This is a genomic window from Candidatus Neomarinimicrobiota bacterium (assembly GCA_034716895.1).
Taxonomy (GTDB): domain Bacteria; phylum Fidelibacterota; class UBA8477; order UBA8477; family JABMPR01; genus JABMPR01.
This window is the reverse complement of record JAYEKW010000135.1, coordinates 13,923-35,200: the sequence shown is the minus strand read 5'-3', so window position 1 is coordinate 35,200 and position 21,278 is coordinate 13,923. Positions and strand designations below refer to the sequence as shown.

The 21,278-nt window shown below is 43.8% G+C and carries 15 protein-coding genes, 1 tRNA gene and 1 riboswitch; of the genes, 3 read left to right on the top strand and 13 right to left on the bottom strand.

Going from position 1 to position 21,278, the window contains the following annotated elements; genetic code table 11:
* Positions 1-129 precede the first annotated feature (129 nt).
* From U9Q77_08765 to smpB, 10 genes are all read right to left on the bottom strand, one after another.
* The gene (locus U9Q77_08765; GenBank protein ID MEA3287450.1) at positions 130-849 is read right to left on the bottom strand and encodes a CPBP family intramembrane glutamic endopeptidase; all 720 of its coding nucleotides are present in this window, start codon (positions 847-849) and stop codon (positions 130-132) included.
* A gap of 92 nt (positions 850-941) precedes the next feature.
* Positions 942-2,741 carry a translation elongation factor 4 gene (lepA, locus tag U9Q77_08760; protein MEA3287449.1) on the bottom strand — a complete coding sequence of 600 codons (1,800 nt, stop codon included), beginning with the start codon at positions 2,739-2,741 and terminating at the stop codon, positions 942-944.
* A 77-nt stretch (positions 2,742-2,818) separates the two neighbouring features.
* Positions 2,819-5,611 (bottom strand): PAS domain S-box protein, encoded by a 2,793-nt coding sequence (locus U9Q77_08755; protein MEA3287448.1) that lies wholly within the window; start codon positions 5,609-5,611, stop codon positions 2,819-2,821.
* Between the two features lie 105 nt (positions 5,612-5,716).
* The gene (locus tag U9Q77_08750) at positions 5,717-6,811 is read right to left on the bottom strand and encodes a UDP-N-acetylglucosamine 2-epimerase (protein MEA3287447.1); all 1,095 of its coding nucleotides are present in this window, start codon (positions 6,809-6,811) and stop codon (positions 5,717-5,719) included.
* Between the two features lie 159 nt (positions 6,812-6,970).
* Entirely contained in the window at positions 6,971-9,286 is a 2,316-nt protein-coding gene (locus tag U9Q77_08745) for a TonB-dependent receptor (protein MEA3287446.1), read from the bottom strand.
* Positions 9,277-9,382: riboswitch (TPP riboswitch) on the bottom strand. Its footprint overlaps the gene before it by 10 nt.
* Positions 9,383-9,724: 342 nt before the next feature.
* Positions 9,725-10,054, bottom strand: coding sequence for a thioredoxin (gene trxA, locus U9Q77_08740; protein ID MEA3287445.1), 330 nt, complete (start codon positions 10,052-10,054; stop codon positions 9,725-9,727).
* A gap of 92 nt (positions 10,055-10,146) precedes the next feature.
* Positions 10,147-11,379, bottom strand: a complete 1,233-nt coding sequence (locus tag U9Q77_08735; GenBank protein ID MEA3287444.1) for an ABC transporter permease — start codon at positions 11,377-11,379, stop codon at positions 10,147-10,149.
* Entirely contained in the window at positions 11,376-12,260 is an 885-nt protein-coding gene (locus tag U9Q77_08730; protein MEA3287443.1) for an ATP-binding cassette domain-containing protein, read from the bottom strand. The genes U9Q77_08735 and U9Q77_08730 overlap by 4 nt, the downstream gene beginning before the upstream one ends.
* Positions 12,261-12,310: 50 nt before the next feature.
* Positions 12,311-13,525 carry a tyrosine--tRNA ligase gene (gene tyrS / locus U9Q77_08725; protein ID MEA3287442.1) on the bottom strand — a complete coding sequence of 405 codons (1,215 nt, stop codon included), beginning with the start codon at positions 13,523-13,525 and terminating at the stop codon, positions 12,311-12,313.
* 17 nt (positions 13,526-13,542) lie between these two features.
* Entirely contained in the window at positions 13,543-14,010 is a 468-nt protein-coding gene (gene smpB, locus U9Q77_08720) for an SsrA-binding protein SmpB (protein MEA3287441.1), read from the bottom strand.
* A gap of 182 nt (positions 14,011-14,192) precedes the next feature.
* Between smpB and U9Q77_08715 the strand changes: the two genes are divergently transcribed.
* Positions 14,193-14,657, top strand: a complete 465-nt coding sequence (locus U9Q77_08715; GenBank protein ID MEA3287440.1) for a MerR family transcriptional regulator — start codon at positions 14,193-14,195, stop codon at positions 14,655-14,657.
* Positions 14,658-14,735: 78 nt separating this feature from the next.
* Positions 14,736-14,810 (top strand) — tRNA-Pro (locus U9Q77_08710).
* 161 nt (positions 14,811-14,971) lie between these two features.
* On the opposite strand, the gene U9Q77_08705 is transcribed toward U9Q77_08710, so the two are convergent.
* Together U9Q77_08705 and U9Q77_08700 are read right to left on the bottom strand one after the other, a co-directional pair.
* Positions 14,972-15,922, bottom strand: coding sequence for a phosphodiester glycosidase family protein (locus tag U9Q77_08705; protein MEA3287439.1), 951 nt, complete (start codon positions 15,920-15,922; stop codon positions 14,972-14,974).
* A 561-nt stretch (positions 15,923-16,483) separates the two neighbouring features.
* Entirely contained in the window at positions 16,484-18,184 is a 1,701-nt protein-coding gene (locus U9Q77_08700) for an NAD-dependent malic enzyme (protein ID MEA3287438.1), read from the bottom strand.
* A 211-nt stretch (positions 18,185-18,395) separates the two neighbouring features.
* On the opposite strand from U9Q77_08700, the gene U9Q77_08695 reads away from it, so the two are divergent.
* Positions 18,396-19,649 (top strand): OFA family MFS transporter, encoded by a 1,254-nt coding sequence (locus U9Q77_08695; GenBank protein MEA3287437.1) that lies wholly within the window; start codon positions 18,396-18,398, stop codon positions 19,647-19,649.
* A 193-nt stretch (positions 19,650-19,842) separates the two neighbouring features.
* Here the strand turns inward: U9Q77_08695 and mtaB are convergent, their stop codons facing one another.
* Entirely contained in the window at positions 19,843-21,147 is a 1,305-nt protein-coding gene (gene mtaB, locus U9Q77_08690; protein MEA3287436.1) for a tRNA (N(6)-L-threonylcarbamoyladenosine(37)-C(2))-methylthiotransferase MtaB, read from the bottom strand.
* Between the last annotated feature and the right edge of the window lie 131 nt (positions 21,148-21,278).

Here is a 21,278-nt window from a genome sequence, read left to right as displayed (position 1 = left end):
TCCTGATGCATACGGCTATCTCAGGCCAGCTTAATAATCAAAGTTCGAGATCATCATGAACTGAATAAAGTCTGAAAAAACGAATCGATGCATTCAGTTTCATCCTGGTAAGAATAGAACCTTATGGACTTACCATGATCCGGCTAAAACGATAAAATTATACACAACATGAGCATAGACACTGATACCATAACCACGATAGCGGTATAAGGTTCCCAGCAATAACCCACCAAACACGCGTTGTGAGAATATGGGAAGAGAGTAAGACTCCATAAGCAAGTGGAAGGCGGCAAAAATACCAGCAGAGAAAAGAATCGCCAGGCCAACAGCCCACTTTCTGGAGACTGATAGCCCACGTTCCATGATCACAATAAGTGCGCTCATAACGATCATTCTGAAGATCAATTCCTCAAAGATACCGGCGCCAATAGCCAAATTCATAGTGGCTAACTTATCTTCAAAGGTGATCAACTGCAGAGGTATTTGGGTAAACGCCTGCATGGCCACGAAAAGCATACTACCCCAGAGCATACTTTCCATCAGCATGTAGATGAAGAAGTTAGCATGCAGACCCGGTTTTCTTTCTATCCTGTAACCGCGGACCATCACCAGCAAAAAGATTCCCACTAAAATACCTGAAATGATGGTCGGTTCTGTTAAACCAAAGTATTCAAATAAGCTGCGCAGCAGGATCTCACCACTATTGCGTAGTTCAAAAAAGTTTTCATGAAACAGCACATGGATGCCAAACTCATAAATAGCCAGAAGCGGTAGCGTCAGGATCAACCCATAATGGATAGTTTTGGAACTATTCAAGTAATGATTGAAAGGAGATATCGTTTTTGCCATGAGCGACACTTAATATTTTGCGTGAATTGACCGGAAATTGCAAAACAACCCTTCACGGGCTCACCCAGTGGGATTTTGTAATTCAGGATCCGTCAATCATTTAATTTCAGGACTGCCAGGAAGGCTTCCTGAGGCACTTCGACCCGTCCGACCTGTTTCATGCGTTTTTTACCGGCCTTCTGCTTTTCCAGTAGCTTTCTCTTGCGGCTGATGTCGCCCCCGTAGCATTTGGCGGTGACATTTTTACGCAGAGCTTTAACGGTTTCCCGGGCAATAATCTTCTGGCCAACAGAACCTTGGATAGGAACTTCAAATTGTTGTCTTGGAATCAATTCTTTTAATTTTGCACAGAGTCTGCGGGCATGGTCAAAGGCTTTTTCCCTGTGAACGATCTGTGATAGCGCATCCACCCGTTCGGATGAAATCAGAATATCCAGTTTTACCAGATCCCCTTTCCGAAAATCGATGGTCTCGTAGTCAAAAGACGCATACCCTCGTGAGGTGCTCTTCAAAATATCATAGAAATCAAATATTATCTCAGACAGGGGAATCTCAAAGTAGATCTGGACCTTGGACTCATCCAGGTAATGGGTTGATTTGTAGATACCTCGTTTGTCAATGATCAGTTTCATCAGGTTGCCAATGTAGGTAGGCGGAGTTAGGACTTCTGCAGCTACATAAGGCTCATGAATACTGTCAATATCACCAGGCTCTGGAAGATCACTTGGTTTGTCAACCATAACCTGGGAGCCGTCTTTACGGTTGACCTGAAATTTAACGTTGGGCTGAGTTGTGATGAGTTCAATTGCAAATTCACGTTCAAGGCGCTCCTGAACGATCTCCATATGGAGTAAACCCAAATAGCCAACCCTGAATCCGAAGCCGAGGGCTCCTGATGTTTCCGGTTCCCAGGTAAGTGCCGCATCATTCAGGTTTAATTTTTCAAGGGCATTTCTCAAGTTGGAATAGTCGTCAGAAAGGATGGGATATACGCCGGAATAGACCATCGGTTTGACTTCGCGGTAGCCTGACAGGGCTTCGTTGGCACCATCCTTCGCAGTTGTAATAGTATCGCCAACCTTGATCTGGCTGATATCTTTGATATTGGCGATGATGTAGCCCACATCACCAGCTTTCAGGAGCTTTCCTTTAACTTTCTTAAGTTTGAAATATCCCAGTTCGGCTACTTCATATTCATCCTTACTGGCCATAAACCGCATCATCTCACGTGGCTTCAGCTGTCCTTCCACTACCCTGACATAAGCAATGGCACCCCGGTAAGAATCATATGTACTATCAAATACCAGAGCTCTCAGTGGTGCATCAACATTTCCTGTCGGTGCGGGAATTCTTTCAATGACGGCTTCCAGAATCTCCTGGATCCCAATATCTGCTTTGGCTGATGCCTGAATGATCTCATCCTCATCGCATCCCAGGAGATCAACGATCTGAGTTTTAACATTATCGATCTGGGCTGCCTGAAGATCGATCTTATTGATGATGGGAATGATCTCAAGACCACTTTCAACCGCCAGCATGGCGTTACTCACGGTTTGGGCTTCCACTCCCTGGGCAGCATCGACCAGAAGCAAGGCACCTTCACAGGCTTCCAGACTCCGGGATACTTCATAACTAAAATCAACATGACCTGGAGTGTCAATCAAATTAAGCATATAATCCATGCCGTCTCTGGCAGTATACTTGACCTGAATCGGATGAGACTTTATGGTGATCCCACGCTCACGCTCCAGATCCATATCGTCCAGCACCTGATCCATCATCTGTTTTTGTGAAATAGTGTGGGTCTCTTCTAACAAACGATCGGCCAAAGTGGATTTACCGTGGTCTATGTGGGCAATAATACAAAAATTTCTTATTTCAGTTCTTAACATGCATCGAATCTAATTAGTAATCTCTAATTAGTAATTTCTAATTGGATATTCGTAAAAATGAAACGGGATCAGTGGATTTAGAGCTTTAGATAAAAGCTATTTCCGCCAGTAGGCGATCGTTCAACTCCAACATCAGCATCGTGGGCAGTTGCAATTCGCTGTACAATGGCCAGACCAAGCCCGCGCCCCTTCTTTTCACCTCTAGCTAATTGTACTGAACGATGGAACACAGCTTCTCTTTTATCTTCAGGAATAAGGGTACCGTAATCATTTACACGGAGCACTACCCGACCCTCTTCCTCCCCCAGAATGAGATCGATTTTCTGACCTTCTGATGCGTATTTGATGGCATTGCTGATATAGTTCTTCGGGATCTCAGATAGAATCGGATTAGCGCAAATCATGAGCGTTTCAGGCAAGTACATCTCTAATTTCATGGAAACTGTTGCCAACTGTGAGCTAAACTCTGACACGATCTCTGAGAGGAATGGGACAAGATCGAAGTCTTCTTTCGCGATACTTTCACCAATGCTTAATTTTGACAGAACGGTAGCGTTTTCGATGACCTTCATCAAGCTGTCACTACTGCTCTTGAGGATCTCGTACATTTCGTTACTGTTGTCCTCTGCCTCAAGCATCTCAGTAATGGCACTGATAACGCCTGCCGGATTCCTAAGATCATGGGTAATGATATCCAGAAGCAATTCTTTCATGCCATTGGCATTGGTTAGTTCAACTGCCAACTCACGGAGAGCATCATCCTTACGTGCCCGGTCAATAGTGAGTGCCACCTGACCGGCTGCCAGGTTAAGCAAATGGACATCTTCGATGTCATATTGAGTGATACCATCATATTCCTGTAAAACAAAAGCACCGATGATCTCATCTTTAACCTTGAGTGGAATCCCCAGCCAAACACTAGGCACATCACCAGCCAGTCTTACCTTCCCATCAAGCATAAGTTGACGGATCTCATCAGATTCAACGTGCAACATTTTTCCTGAGATAATTGTCTTCGCTGTAAGTGATGTCTGTGGGTCACATATGATGCTAATCGGCATATCGGTGTCAAAGTGGTCTCGTTCAAAAGGAAAATAGATACGATTGTCCTCTTTGTTCAACATCGCTACCAAAAAGTTGCTGGTGCTTATTATCTGACTTATTTGCTGGTATACGTTCTCATATACTGTAGCAACATCATTTGCCTTGATCGCGGCTGATGTGATCCCATACAGGATATCTCTTAGCTTCTGGTTCTTTTGTGCTTTTTCCTGCTCACGTTTAAACTGAGAAATATCCTCTTTTACTGCCACATAATGCGTGATCCTTTTTTCTGCATCACGAATTGGTGAAATTGAAATCTTTTCCCAATTGATTTCCCCATTTTTCTTTTTATTGGTTATTTCCCCAGTCCAGGTTTTGCCCGATGTGATTGTAGCCCAGAGGTCTTCATAAAACGCTTTGTCATGGAGGCCTGATTTCAGAATGCGTGGATTTTGCCCGATAGCCTCTTCGGGGGAATATCCGGTTACTTTTGTGAACTCTGCATTTACAAATTCGATAGTTCCCTCAGGATCAGTAATCACCGTCATAACTGGACTTTGTTCAACTGCTTTGCTCAATTTTGATAACTCAAGGTTAGCCATCTTCTGATCGGTGATATCCAATAAATGCCCTGCTGTATTAACCCTTCCCAGTGCATCTTTGAAGGTATTCACAGTGAGGATCGCATTACGGATCTCACCATCTGGTCTGATAAAATCTATTTCATATTCGCTGGGTACATCTTCACCGTCCTGTCGGGCAATATAACGTTCCGTGACCAATTCACGGGAAGACCCCAAATAGTCAATGAATGGGGAACCAATTAATTCAGATTTCTCACGACCCAACAAATGGCAAAGTCGATCATTTATATATTCAAACTGATACTGGTCATTGACCAGAAATATTCCAGTAGTCGATTTTTCAACAATCGCTTTTAGGCGATCTTCAGATTCAGCAATATGATAACGGGAACTCTCCTTTTCTTTCAGCAAATAGGAATTCTGAAGGGTTTGAGTAACAAGCTGCGAAATATCGCTTACAATTGCCAACTCTTTGGAATCCAATTCAACATCCGCTATTGGAGAAAACCCAATTACACCAATGGTCTTTGATTCTAATCTCAAAGGCACAAGATAGGCTGGCCCGTCGATTAGTTCTGCCATAACCTTATCTGGCAAAATAGTGTCCAGTTCACCCAGCTCGTTATAGTCAATCAGATCCAGATAATTCTGGAATGCTTTATCAGGTAATCCATTGCTGTCTTGGAACGTGAAATCTGGTGTCTTTTCCCAGATCATCATCCAGGTTTGAGCCAGCATGCTGGCGGATGCCAGTGTATTACTGACATGAGTACTGATCTCGGAAGCTGTCTGTGAAACACTGAGTTTACGATAAAGTCTATCCTTGAGCTTAAGCAAAAGGTTGATCCTGCGGATCACCTGATCCTTGTTAAACCGGGACATGGCGATCTTGATCATGGTCAGTGCTGCTTTGTCATCTACCGGCTTATGCAGGAATCCGTATGGATTTGCCAATTTAAGAGCTTTGGTGATGTGAGCATCATCTCCATAAGCGCTGGCAAATATCACGGGGATGGGTTTTTGCTTATGGATCAAGCGAGCAGCTTCGATCCCATCAATATTTCCCAGTAGCTGAATGTCCATCAGGATAATATCCGGGTTGGCTTCTGCAGCGAGTTTGATGGCATCTTTTCCTGTTGAGACAATACCAATAACACTGAAATCCAGTTTTTTCAATCTGAAAGACAGATCTTCTGCTGCCAAACGTTCATCTTCTACAATAAGGACTCTAATTTTATTCATTGATCTGTTCAATCACCCCGGTAATACTTTATATAAATGACGCTAGATTAATGTGAACACCCCATGTATTTACTAGCTACCATCAGCCTCTGGACTATCGGCTATTTAGCTAAAATCTGAAATGAATTTTGCAATTCTTTGACCAGCTTTTCCATCCCAACCGTTAACAGGATGGGCTGCCATAACCTCACCCTCCATGATGCTTAATATCTTAGTTCTGATCTCATCGATATCAAACCCAACTAAAGAATTTGTACCCCTGGCCAATGTGATGGGTCTGTTGGTTTGGTGCCCAATAGTTAAACATGGGATGCCAAGTACCGTTGATTCTTCCTGCAGTCCTTGTGAATCCGTGAGAACCAGTGCAGCATATTTTAGCAGCTTTAACATATCATGATAATTGCGGGACGACACAAGTTGAAGGTTGTCGGTGAATTCGAGTATTAGTCCCGGGATGTCCTCAAGCAGGTTCATGGCTTTTGGGTGAAGCACCACATGGATCAAAAGCCTCTCAGATAGTTCCTCCAGCATCGTAAATAAGGAAACCAGAAAATCAGTTTGCTGTAAGGTATGGTTGTGATGCAGGGTCATCAGGATGTAGGCACCCTCCCTCAGTCCGCTTCGATCAAGAATATTACTATCCTCGGCATAGCCCAGATTCATAAAGACCGCATCGGCGCGAATGTTCCCAACCTCAATGATCTGACTATTATCAATTCCTTCCCGAATCAGATTAATCACGCTTTCTTCATTGGATGTAAAAAGGATTTGAGCCAATCGATCGATAAGCAGATCATTCTGTTCTTCAATGTGAACGGGAGTGAAGTCGCGGATACCAGCATCAATATGGGCCATCGGAATACCGTGTCTTGATGCAACCAGAGCACTTGCCAGAGCCGAATTCGAATTACCGATGACCAAGAGCAGGTCAGGTGGATCAAACTTGATCTGATCTTCATAGGCTATCATCAAAACCGCTAACTGGCGGGCTTCCTCACCACCTTCAAACGGCAATATCGTGCTGATATGATCCAGATGCAACTGTTCCAATAGATCCTGACTTAGTTCCGGATCGTAATGCTGGCCAGTGTGTATGATTCTTAGATCTATTGTATCTTCATAGCTGGAGAATGCGCTATTCAAAGCCGCTGCCCGTATAAAATCCGGACGAACCCCAACCACCAAATCTATTTTTCGCATAAACTTCCCTCTCTAACGCGTTACATATTACTCATTAGAAAGCAAATATATACCAAAAATATTTTAGGTGATTTTATTCATCTTTAAGCGACCAAAATATCGGCTATTTCGATCAATTATGTTGCTCACCTACCCTGCTGTTTAACAAAATCAGAACAATCAATGGAATTGATAACTCAAGCTTATTGAATAGTTACGGGTAGCCCCCGGCCAATAGTAACCACCATAGTAAGCATATCCGTAGGTAGCATATTTTTGATCAAACACATTGTTGATCCTGAACTGTAGCCCAGCATTGAGCAGACGAGTGTGAATGGATAAATCAGTTAATAAATAACCAGGGATGGACAGCGCTTCACTATTTTCCTGATCGATATACTGTTTACCTACATATTTCATGTTCAGAGCTGAAAAGAATTGATCCTTGATCTCATAGCGTATCTGTCCATTGGCCAGGATCTCTGGAACATTAGCCAGACGATTCCCCTGCAACTCACCTGCAATGAACCGATGCTGTGCAAAACTGCCGTTTACATTTAATTTGAGTGACCGGTTGAGAACCGTTCTCAGATCAAACTCAATTCCTTGATGTTGAGTGACTTCAGCCGATCTAACTCCAAAGCTGCCATCCTGAAAATCATAGATATCACTGAGTAGTTCATTTTGATAAGCGATTCGGTACAGATTCAGCGAAAACTGATGCTGTCCGCTGAACCAGTTAAGCCCCAGTTCTGAATTGATCACGCCCTCTGCAGGTGCTGAGACAGGTATGCTCCAAACATCATCAGCTTCAATGATCTGTGCATCTGCAGGTTCTTTATGGGCAGACCCGATCCCGGCAAAAGCACTCAGTTTTTCCGATAATTCATAGCGCAGACCGATCCGGGGATCCAGGAACTGCCAGCTTGCGTTCAAATTGACGCCGGAGGCATGTCCGATCTGTTGTTGATCCAGATTCCAATCAATATACTGCACTCGTAGATCAAGAGTTGCGCTCACACGTGTTGACATCTGGACCAGAGCATGTCCAAATGTGGTCACCAGATATTTATTACCTTCATAAGCATAATACTGATAAGGATCTGGTAGTAACGAGGTCAAGGTCGAATCCGTTATATCAAGTAATTCACCAAAGTGATCCCCTGTATAGCGTCGCAACTCCAGGCCTATATCAGTGCGCCACTGTTTTGCTTCGAATGTCCATACTGGAGCTATTCCATAATAATAATTATTGATCCACTTACGCCGCAGAAAAGAAGTTTCTAAAAGCATCTCCGTACTGTCTGGGTAAAAGTCATTCACATCCAGGTTATAGCTAAAATAGTCCTGATTGAATTTTTCGACTTCGTAATAGCCCTTCCCCACCACCAGATAGGCAACATTACGCAGACTTGAGTGTTGATTTATCAAAAAATGAGTATTCAATGAATATATCTGCTGAAAATAGTCATCTGTAAATGGAACGGTCCAGGACATTTTCTGACGACGAAGATTTGAATCATGCAGATAGTCAATGCTTACACCGTCCCATTGAAGCACGCTATATTCTTTCCCCAGAATAGCCCTGATCTGATTCGTCAATCCTGGGGCTCGATGCTCCATAGCCACCATCAGTGATCGCTGTTCCGAGCGTGAGTCGATCCGATACCCATCTGAATTAAGCACGGAAAATCGTGCAGTGATGCCAAGCGGATCACCAAATCGTTTTCCGGACTGATACTCCACGCGGACCTTTTCAGTATTATACGAGCCTTTCAATATTTGCAGATCAAGTGTTTCCTGCTCCGACCGGATTGCAGTATTGATATTGATCGATCCACCAAATGCACTGGCTCCATATAGACTATTCCCAACACCACGCTGAATCTCAACATCTTCGGCATTGCTTAAGATATCACCATGATCAACCCAATAGACCTGGTGACTTTCATTGTCATTCAGGGGAACGTTATCCAGCATCACGGAGATGCGACTTTGATCAAAGCCACGGATCGAAACATAGGAATATCCAGTACCATTCCCGGATTCACTATAAGCATGCACTCCAGCTTCTGAACTGAGGATCATGGGCACATCTTCAACTGAATAGCGAGCTTTGATCTCATCAGCATCCAATACTGAGTATGCCACCGGAGTGATCCCGGGGATAACCCGGTTTGCCGTAACACGAATGCTTTGTCCTGCAAGGACCTTGGTTTTAAGCAATATCTCGTCAGGAGCATTTCCGGCCATCCAAACCTGTGTTTCGTAGCCCATACAGCGGACCGTGATTTTATCATTCTGATCCAGAATCAACCGGAATTCTCCACTTACATCTGTGACCACACCCTGACTTTTAGAAAATACTTCAACACCAGGAATTGCAGTTCCAGTATACAGATCCAGAACACGGCCATTTATGTGAGCGTCTGCAGCAAATGATCCCTGGCTAAATATTGTGAATGATAGAAGGGTTAAAATAAAATTACGAAGCATGTTTGTCTCCCTACGCTGGCATGATCCAGATCAGGTTCATAGGGTTTGTTCTCAGCCCGGTCTCATTTATGATCGCAGGCACCCCGGTTAGCGGCACAATATAAGAGAGAAATATCTGTTTTGTGATGAGATAATGTGCCGTGTTTATTTTATTAAACCGGCCCGTGTTATCCGTAAGTATATTTTACATGTATAGCCACAAAGTCACTAAGGCACTATGTTCTATAAATTCCCTGAATGGCTCTTTGAGCCTTTGCTTCTCCGGCGTAGCTCTTCGAGCGAAGATGGATGTCTTCATGGCAAAAGAACTTACACTGCTGCGAGGTGATGACTCCTGATGCAACCGGCTATCTCAGGCCAGCTTAATATCACCGCCGCTAAAATAAAGAGGACCGCCACTCAGGACGGTCCTTTTTAAAACATCTATGGAGCGGGAAATCAACCGATAACGGCATCCACCTTGGCGGTTATCTGCGGTTTTGGTACGGCACCAACCAGCATCTGAGCAACTTCACCATTCTTAAATATCAACAAGCTGGGAATGCTGCGAATCCCATATTTTTGCGCGACGCCAGGATTGCCATCGACATCAAGTTTACCCACTTTGAGTTTTCCCTTATAGTCTTTGGCGATCTCAGCAACCACTGGAGCCACCATTTTACAGGGCATGCACCAGACTGCCCAAAAATCCACCAGAACGGGTAAATCAGAATTAATTACTTCCGCGTCGAAGTTTCCGTCAGTAAGTTCTTTTACATTATCAGCCATTTTCTCTCCCTTGGCGTTCAATTTGTTTTAAAAATCCTGAAGAAGATAAATGCGAAGCCATGTATGTCAAGACCAACTATTCATCAAAATCATTAAGCACGTATCCAACGGATGATCTCTGGTAAGCTGATCTTTTTTCCGTACAATAGGATTCCAGTGCGAAATATTTTTGCTGCCAAACGAATACTGCCATAGACGCTTATAATCATGAGGGCAATAGTAAGGATCGTCTGTATGATGGTGGTTTCCCCCACGGCAATCTTTATCATCATGAAGAAGGGGGTCACAGGAGGCAAATAGCACAGTGCATTGACCAGGGTGGAATTTGGATTTTCGATAACCAGGGTCCAAAGAACCATGGGAATGACAGCAATGAAGGTAATGATCTGAATTGCCTGTTGGGCTTCCTGCTCTGAATCGAACAATGCACCTACACCTATATAGATACCGGCATAAAGCAAATATCCCAAAATAAAATAAACAAAATAGAGCAGTCCGATTATGGGGGTCACCAGCGATAGACCGTAATAGTTTCCAGCAAGTATCCCGACTGTCAGGTATATGGCTGATTGCGTTAAACCCAATAGTCCCAACCCTAGTATTTTACCACCCATGAGGTCGTTGTAACTAACGGTGGATAGCAAAACTTCGATCACCCTTGAGGATCTCTCCTCCAGTATGGCTCTCAGCAGTAATTGTCCACCGGTAAATATGCCTAGAAACAATAGAAACATGAAAATGAAGGGAGCAATATAATCGGCAATAAGTTCATCAGTATCCCGTTTATCAGTAGAGCCAAGTTCATAGTGCTCCACATTCACATCAAAAAACAGAATAGCCAACTCTGTTGGAGACAAATGTAGAGATTCGGCTCTTTCACTAATCAGAATATCCTTTAGTTCTGCTTCAATGACCTCGGTTAAGCGAACAGTGGAACTGGAACGAGAATAAAGGTGTATTTTTGGGTCAATATCGAAGTCAGCCGGGATCACAAAATAACCATCCAGCGCGCGCTCATTTACCAGAATATCAAATTGATCCTGCATTTCCAGGAACTGACCCTGGGAGACCGCAATATCCAAAAGAGGTGTGTCCAGATCGACATATCGTTGGTCCAGCGCTTCTGTGAGTGCTTTGCCATACCGGGCAGTTTCATCGATCAACCCAAAGTGCTTGCTTTCTATTCCGGAACCAGCCTCAGTCATATATCCAGTTACAAGACTGATCCCCAGAATCAATATAGGCATGCCAAAAGTACTGATAATAAACCATTTTGAGCGAATGCGCCGGCAATATTCAAACCAGGCTATATCAAGATATTTCATTTGCTCGCACCCCGAATCAGATCAATGAATATCTCTTCCAGACCTGGCTCGGTGATCTTAACGCTGCGTAGATCGAATTGTGCGTTTGCTCTTTCGATAAGTTTTTGCTTATCAATGTCAGTCAATGAAAAGTAAGCTGATCCAGTTCTGATCTCAGTTGCTTGATCTGTAAAAAAGGGATGCTCGAGATCTGAGTCCTGTTGAGGTGTTATCTGCAGCTGCGGCGTTCCATGAGCCATTTTGATTTCATTCATTTTTCCAGCCAGGATCATTTTACCTTGATCGATCAAGGCCACATCATCGCAGACCTTTTCGACCTGATCCATCTGATGAGAACTGAAAATAATAGTTCTTCCAGCCGCTTTGAGTTCCTCAAGTATCTCTTTAAGCAAGATTTGATTAACTGGATCCAATCCTGAGAATGGCTCATCCAGTACGACGTATTGCGGGTTATGCAAAATAGTATTTATGAATTGTAACTTTTGTTGATTGCCTTTGGAAAGCTCATTGACCTTTGAACCAAGCCGCTTTTCCAGGTCAAATCTCTTTAAATATGAAGTTATTTTTTGATGGGCATCCTGGACCTTGCGCAATCTGGCGAAGTATTGCAGGGTCTCGTAAACCGATATCTTTTGATAAAGTCCGCGTTCTTCTGGCAGATACCCAATTCTGTGAGCAGGTGGTCTTTGCTCTGATCCGTCAAACAGGATGGTTCCTTTATCTGGATGAATGATATTCATCAGCATGCGAATAGCGGTCGTTTTTCCAGCTCCATTGGGACCCAGGAATCCACAGATACGTCCCTCTTCAACCCGAATACTGAGTGCATCCACAGCTAAAATGGAGTCGAACTGTTTTGAGACCTCAACTAATTCTATCATTTAATAATTCGGAAATTTAAAGCGGTATCCTGGTATGATCAACAGATCGATCAGGAACAGATGATCCGCAAGAATTTACGCTTCCCGGCCTTGATCACAAATTCGCCCTGGTGTTCAAAAGACAGGTATTCATCGTTAATTTTTTCACCATTAATACTGACAGCATTCTGCTTGATCAATCTTCTGATTTCCCCTTTGCTGGCAAATAACCCACTCTGATCCAATGCAGAGAGCAAGGTACTTGAATCCGATGTGAAAAGTGTCAGCTCAGGCATTTCGTCTGGTATATCTTTCTTTATAAAAAGCTTATCAAACGCTTCCTGAGCGGCCTCTCCTTCAGATTCACTGTAATAGACCTTGATCAATTCTCTGGCAAGTTGTCGCTTGAAATCACGCGGATTTCCATCGGATTGCATCTTTATTTCGATCTCTCCGATTGCTTCCATGGAAAGATTGGTAGTCAGGGTTAAGTATTTAATGATCATGTTATCTGGTATGGAAAGGACTTTGCCAAACATTTCTGCAGGCGAATCAGATAAACCGATATAATTGTCATAGCTTTTTGACATCTTCTCAACACCGTCAGTTCCTTCAAGAAGCGGCAGGGTCATGATTATCTGAGGGGATTGTCCGCTCTTTTTCTGCAATTCACGTCCCATGAGCAAATTAAAGAGTTGATCCGTACCGCCTAATTCAACATCTGAGTGGAGATGGACCGAGTCTTGGGCCTGAGCCAGTGGATACAGGAATTCATGCACTGAAATTGGAGTGCCCCCTTTGTAGCGCTGGGAGAAATCATCTCGCTCCAACATTTGGGCAACCGTAACCTGAGCGGCCATTTTGATCACTTCAGAGAAATTCATGGAGTTCAACCAATCTGAATTATGGACGACCTCAAGGCTTTCCTGCTTTAATACCAGAGAAGCCTGCTCAAGATAGGATCTGCCAAAATTTCTGGCATCTTCCAGAGAGATACTGGGACGAGTCTTATTCCGACCTGTTGGATCACCAATGGAAGCAGTGAAATCACCAATGATCAGAATGCCCTGGTGACCAAGATCCTGAAACTGTCTAAGTTTACGCAAAACAACAGCATGTCCGATATGCAGATCAGGTCTACTGGGGTCTGCCCCAAGTTTTACTTTAAGTGGTTTGCCATTCTTTTCAGCGACTTCAAGCTTTTGTTGAAGTGCTTCCGGCGATACGAATTCTTCAACACCACGGGACAACAGGTCGATCTGTTCTTTAACTGGAGGGAAATTCAAAATAAACTCCGAATATTTTAAGGTCGATATTTTCTGGCACGATCCATCTCTCGATCAGCGTCTCGTTTCATGGAAGTTTGACGCTTGTCATGAATATTCTTACCTCTGGCCAGGCCTAATTCTACCTTCAGTTTGCCATTTTTGAAATAGAGTTTCAGAGGAAGCAGTGTGTAACCTTTTGCCTGTATCTGGTGACTTAGTTTTCTGATCTCCTTTTTATGCAGAAGCAGGTGTCTTGGGCGTGTTGGCTCATGCTGATCAAAGGCATTGGCGGTTTCCCAGGGAGAAATGTGAAGATTAAAAAGCGCAATGCTGCCTTGGCGCATACTGGCATAGGCATCACCCATATTCAATTTACCAGCCCTAATGGATTTGACCTCGGTACCTCGCAATGAGATACCGGCTTCAAACTTCTCCAGAATCTCGTACTCGTAATAGGCGCGCTTATTTCGCAATACCAGCTTAATATGACTCGGTTCATTCACGCGGAAAATTTATTCCCACCTCAATGGATAACAACACTACATTTCGTTTTACTTGAGTTTGAATTATCCCTAAAAAAGGTTTCAGCAATACTATTAATGCCTTGGTGAACGATAAATAAGGGGTTATAATTAAAGTAATGGTTCAAGTGATAAATACCAATTTAAGATAGGGCGCTTCCAGCATGCCAAGAGAAGCCATTAAAAAACTGTATTATTCAATTGGCGAAGTAAGTGACGCCACTGACCTCAAGCAATATGTCCTGCGCTACTGGGAATCTGAATTTCCTCAGCTCTCCCCTGCAAAGAACCGCGCTGGTAATCGCACTTATCGGGAAAAGGATATTGAGCTGGTCAATTTTATCAAGACTTTGCTTTATAAAAAGAAATACACGATTGAAGGTGCCCGACAAAAGCTTAAAGAACTGCAAGAACATGGCAAGGCACTCAACATCTCCAGTCTTGAAGAAGCTGCGACTGTAGCCCCTGTTGTTCCTGCTCCAGGTGCTGTAGAGCCTGAACCACTACCACAACCCGTGATCAGTAGCGACCCAACCTCAAAGGCTTCCATGAACCCTGTTCGATATCGAACTTTTCTGAAGAACCTGAGATCTGAACTAAAAGAGCTTATTGAATTAATTGATTCCTGATTTTTCTTGATCCACCACAAAGCTTGCTTGATTCAGAGCCATTCATGGCTTTAATTAGGCCGCTTTAAAATTAAGCACCGGAACGTGGCGCAGCCCGGTTAGCGCGCTTGACTGGGGGTCAAGAGGTCGGGAGTTCAAATCTCCCCGTTCCGACAAAAAACCATCTTTGTAAGGTGGTTTTTTTTCTCGCAGAAACGTAGAGGTTTTTAATATTACAGATTTATCTCACGGCGTGTCAGGGCGCAGCTCGATAGAGCGTAGACCGATTCCGACAAAAAACCATCTCTATGAGGTGGTTTTTTTATTTATACCATTTACTTCGCAAAAACAGCGATGGCAGACATTACTTGTCGCTGTGTGGTGGTTCCAGAGGGCCGATTCAACAGGACGCCATTGACAACCAATGCTGATGAACCTCCCCCATCCAGATTAATGGCTTCCTGGCATCCCAGATCATACAGGATCTCTGCTAACTCCTCAAGATCAACTCCCCGGCTGATCAATTGTCTTCCATCCACTATCAGTAATATCAGATCACCAGAGCTCGTAATACCAGCTGCGGTTCTGGGATGAACCTGCGGGATACTGGTTCCGAAGAATACTTCTTCATTAACCGATATATCAATCCTGCCATCACGGATCAGTTGCGGGCCACCCCCAAGAATATCTCGGTATGACCATGCACAACGATGGACAGTATCTCTTCTGGCACCAGGCACACCCGGTAAATTCTCAATGGGCATTTCCCAGCTATAGACCGAATCACCATGACTGGATACTCTTTCAATATCGATTTGATCATCTGCATGAAAACCGATGGCAGCCCTGTGCAGGTAAAACCTTTGTTCGCCGCGTAGTACTGAAGGTGTGGCTGAGTGGATCAATTCACCATCAACTTTGAGAATGCCCACATGTTTTGCAGGATTCAGATCCATTCTGAAGTAACCGCCGTTGATCACGACCGGCACCTGAAGCCTCTGGGCGAAGTCTGAAACCGTCTCTATGCCATCATGGTCCGTTGATGCGACTACGCGAGTTTCAATCTCCGGCAGTGATTCATCAACCCTCACATACCAGGCTCTCAGATTTGGATCAACATTGATGGCATGATACACCTGAAGTCCCGTTGGCAAAACAAGATTGATGGAATCAATAGGAGCCCATTCAAGTTTAGGACCGCCCTTTTCAAGTGATGCGTTTTGCTTCCCATTGCAGGCAAAAAGCAATACCATCGTCAGAATCGTATGAAATAAGTGTTTGTTCATTTTGAATGAATATAGCAGGATTTTAATCATTATCAGCGTTTGATTCGACCTTTAGAATGTTTTTTAATACCAATTTTATTTCAAACTGCGCGTTACCTTCTTCAGCTTTTTCCATTTCTCTGCACTTAAAGTTCCTACCATATCTATCAGTCTCCACACTACATGCTACGACCTGACAAGCAGCTATGCCTGCCTATGCCGAAGTCGGTCTTCGCGCAGGCAGGCTAAAAACTTGAAGCTTGATAAATATAAATATCCCTTGAATTTATAGCGCACTTTGGAGATGTAATTGGTACAATTGATGTTATTAAACCGGCCCATGTTATCCGTAAGTATATTTTACATATATAGCCACAAAGTCACTAAGGCACTATGTTCTATAAAATCCCTGAATGGCTCTTTGAGCCTTTGTGTCTTCGTGGCAAAAGAACTTACACTGCTGCGAGGTGATGACTCCTGATGCATACGGCTATCTCAGGCCAGCTTAATAGGCAACATTAAATATAAATCTCCCGAACACCCAGGCGGGTGTCGGGAGCTTTGAGCTTATATCATTATTTGTCAGGATTCAGTGGCAGCTACATAGCGTGGATACACCGGTTGGAACATATTCTCTTTGACAAACTTGCGAATATCCTCTGGTTTTTCAATTCCTGCCAGACCCTCATCGAAGGCAATCTGGCAAACTGCTGCGGCAATTGTCGCAGAGATCTTACGGATCTTTCTCAGGTCCGGATAGACCGTTCCCAGTTCAAGCTCTTCATCAGTGACCATGTCGGCCAGGGTTTTAGCTGCAGTATAGAACATGGCATCTGTTACTTCACTGGCTTGACAGAGGGCTGCTCCCAATCCAACACCTGGGAAGATAAACATATTGTTCCCCTGTCCAGGGATATAGATTTTTCCCTTATACCGTACCGGATCAAAAGGACTACCACTGGCAAAGATCACTTTTCCTTTTGTCCATCGATAAGCCTGTTCCGCAGTACACTCTGATTTTGAAGTTGGATTCGAAAGGGCGAAGATAATGGGCTGCTTAACATGCTTATGCATCTCTTTTATAATCGCTTCGGTAAAAGTTTGTCCCTGGCCACTGACACCCACCAGAATAGTTGGTTCAATTGATTTGATCACATCCATCAAATTGTCAATATGAGCTTCTTCTCTGGCATAGGGTTTCTTATGAGTTTGCAGCTCACGCGGACCATTCTTCACAACCAGTCCCTGACTATCCAACAGCCAGAATAGTTTCCTGGCCTCTTCGGCACTCATGCCACTTTCTTCCATGATGCCAGCTACAATGGTATCTGCAATACCAACTGCAGCAGATCCAGCTCCATAGAAAATGATTCGTTGCTCAGACAGTTTTTCCTTCTTCATCCGCATCCCACCCAAAAGACCGGATAACGCTACTGCACCGGTACCCTGGATATCATCGTTAAAACACAACACTTTTTCACGATATTTTTTCAGGATTGGGAAGGCATGGTTATTGGTGAAATCTTCCCACTGGATCAATGCTTTTGGCCAGCGATCCTGTACAGCGTTCACGAACTCATCAACCAGCTTGTAATATTCATCATCATCAGCCCGTTTCTGGTTAAGCCCGAGGTAAAGGGGGTCGTCCAGCAATTCCTGATTATTGGTACCGGTGTCCAGTAGAATTGGCAGCGTCTTACAAGGATATATTCCGCCGCCAGCAACATATAAAGCTAGTTTACCTATGGGGATGCCCATCCCGTTAGCACCCAGATCACCCAGACCCAAGATCCGACTGCCATCTGAGATCACAATAATATCAACTTCATCCTGCTTCCAGTTGTTAAATATCTCCCGTATATGCCCCTTGTCGTGGAGACTGAGATACATCCCGCGATTTTTCCGATAGATATGTCCAAACTGCTGACAGGCGGCTCCCACAACTGGTGTATAAACGATGGGGGTCATTTCCATGAGATTATCTGTGAGCACTTTATAGTATAATGTCTCGTTCCGGTCATGAAGGCTGGTCAAGAAGATAAATTTCTCCATTGGATCGGTTTTCCTGCGATAATTCTCCATCACTCTTTCAACCTGTTCGTCTAATTCCACTACCTTGGGTGGAACAAGTCCCCGAAGTTCCAGATCATTGCGTTCTTCCAGCGAGAAGGCGGTTCCTTTGTTCAAGAGCGGTTCGTTCAGAATATCAGTACCCCTGACAATGACTTCCAGTGGCTCATCCATACTCCCCATTTGATAACGACGTCTTTTTACGATACTCATGGTGTTCCCCTTCTTTTGAAGAATCATTTAAACGTTACAGGGTCAATACATGTTTTAATGAACCCTTTGCTAATATTCTTGTTTTGCAACAACACAATTATGCAAAAATGATGCTACCTTGGCATCATTCATGCAAATAAAGTTGATATGTTCAAATATTTTTTTTACTCAATCACATCAGAATGTTCATAAAGTAAATTTCGGAGGAAAAATGGAAATTAAAAATCGTTGGTTTGTAGTTGTAGGTGCTATCCTGATTCAGCTTGCTCTGGGTGCAATTTATGCCTGGTCAGTTTTCACCCCCTCACTAGTTGAAGCGGGTTGGACCAAAGCTATGACCCAGGGCGTGTTTGCCACTGGACTCTTCTTTTTCGCTGTTGTCATGGTGATTGCCGGTAGAATCATGCCAAAACTGGGACCCCAGAAAGTAGCCATGGCTGGTGGATTTGTACTCGGTTCTGGTTATTTGTTAGCAGGTCTATTCGGTGGAACCAGTTTTATAGCTTTATTGATCTTCATTGGTGTGATCGGTGGTGCAGGTATTGGACTGGCCTATGTAGTACCTATTGCAGTTGGCATGCGTTGGTTTCCAGATAAGAAAGGTTTGATTACAGGGTTAGCAGTGGCTGGCTTTGGGTTTGGCGCCACATTATGGGTCAAATTAGCTGGTTCCTGGGGCACACTCATCGCCCTTTATGGTTTGAGCACGACCTTCACTGCTCTAGGAGCAATATTTATGTTCATGATCATCCTGGGTGCGATCTGGATGAAGTTCCCGGCAGATGGTTGGTTGCCTCAGGGTTATACCCCCCCAGTAGCGGTAGATGGTTCTACTGACACGGGCATGAATGACTTCAATAGTGCCGAAATGCTAAGGACACCTCAGTACTATTTCATTTTTATTATTTTTGCTTTTGGTGCCAGTGCTGGATTAATGAGTATTGGACTCATGAAACTCTTTCCTATGGTAGCGCTCACAGCTAATGGTATTGATCAGATCTCTGCCAGTGCCATAGCTGGAACAGCCATGGCAGTTTTCTTTTCGCTGGCTAATGGACTGGGTCGGATCGCCTGGGGCGCAATCAGTGACAAGCTGGGTCGTAAGCGGTCTATTGTAATCATGATGGCTACACAAGGAATATTTGTGATCTTATTCCAGTGGATGGCCGGTGTACCTGCCTTGTTGTATCTAGGAGCAACTCTCATTGGTTTTAATTTTGGTGGAAACTTCTCTCTCTTCCCCACCATTACAGCTGATACTTTCGGTGCCAAATTTATTGGGCAAAATTATGGTTGGGTCTTCCTGGCCTATGGCTTTGGTGGAATACTTGGTCCCATCATGGGTGGTTACCTGGGTGATATGGGTAATTTCCCATTGGCTTTCAGTATCTGTGGTGTGTTGTGCCTGATAGCGGCAGTTATCATGTCACAGGTAAAACCTGCTGTGAAGCCTGTAGCATCCTAATAGTTAGCAATTAAAAAATAAAAAGAGGCTGTCTCAAAATTTGAGACAGCCTCTTTTTATTTTCCTACAAATTTGCAGTCATACTATTAGGGAAAGAGTTGGAGATTGACACACCCCCGCGGTCTTCGTAAAGACGAATAATAACGATATCTAGACAGCATCTGGAGCACGCAGAATGAAGTATATATGGTTTTTATACTATGATCGAACCCATCAAGCGCTTGTCATTCAGAGCAGTAATTTCCACCTTAATAATTCGATTTACTAATTTATGAGTATCACCAGGGATGTGAATTTTTAAATAATTCTCGGTCATTCCTGTAAGCAGGCCATTTTTGAATGTTTCGATCAGGACATCCTGCGATGTATTGATCTGTTTTAACGCGAAAGCCTGGTTCTTGGTCTTCGATAATTCTGTCAACACTCGGTTCCGCCATTTTCGTTCCGGCACTTCGACTCTACCGGGGAAGGCGATCGCAGGCGTGTCAGGACGCTCGGAATACGTGAATACATGCAGATAGCTGATTGAAAGTGAATCAAGCAATGCGTAGGTCTCATCGAAATTGTTGCCGTCTTCTCCAGGAAAACCGACGATCACATCTACTCCGATTCCGGCTTCAGGCATGTGTGCTCGCACAGTATTGACCCGATCTCTAAATACGGTAACCCCGTAACGACGTTTCATCAAACTCAATACTTTATCCGAACCAGACTGAAGCGGAATGTGAAAATGAGGTAAAATGCTATTGGCTTGACTGACATACCGAATTATTTCATTTGTCAGCAGATTGGGCTCAATGGATGATATTCGAATACGCTCGATCCCTTCCACGTCATCAAGTCGTTTTAGAAGATCCAACAGAACCAGACCTTCTCCATAGCGATAATCGCCTACATTAACACCAGTGAGAACGATCTCTTTAACACCTTGTGAGGCAATCTCCTGCGCCTGGTTAATCACGGTCTGTGGATCAAGACTACGGCTTTTACCCCGCGCCAATGGGATCGTACAATATGTGCAAGGATAATCACAACCATCCTGAATCTTCAGAAATGAACGCGTCCGGTCTCCAATCGAAAATGACGGGGTGCAACCATGAATCTCATTAATTTTGGTATCCTGAATAACCAGGGGATCAAAACGCATGTCGCCATATTCAATATGATGTAGTAAATTGAATTTTTCGTGGGTCCCTAAAACCAGATCGACATCTGATTCTGCTACAATCACTTCCGGTTTGAGTTGGGCATAACAACCGATGACGGCGATCTTAGACTCTGGCGCCAGTCGTTTCGCCCGATTAACGATCTTTCTGAATTCACGATCAGCATTCTCAGTCACGGAACATGTATTGATCACATAGAGATCTGCCGGTGATTTGAAATCTACATGCTGGTACCCAGCCGCTTCAAATTGCCGCGCTATGGTAGAGGTCTCGGCATAGTTCAGCTTACAGCCCAAAGTATGGAAAGCAACCTTCTTTGGTAAATTATTCATCGCGCTATTATAGGAGGGTCTGGTTCAAGACAAAGGAGAAATAACTCCATATTTAACGCGTGGGTGTACCGAATTCTGTTTGATAATCAGGTCATAAAATTACTTTGTTTTACCAAATACATAAGGAGTTA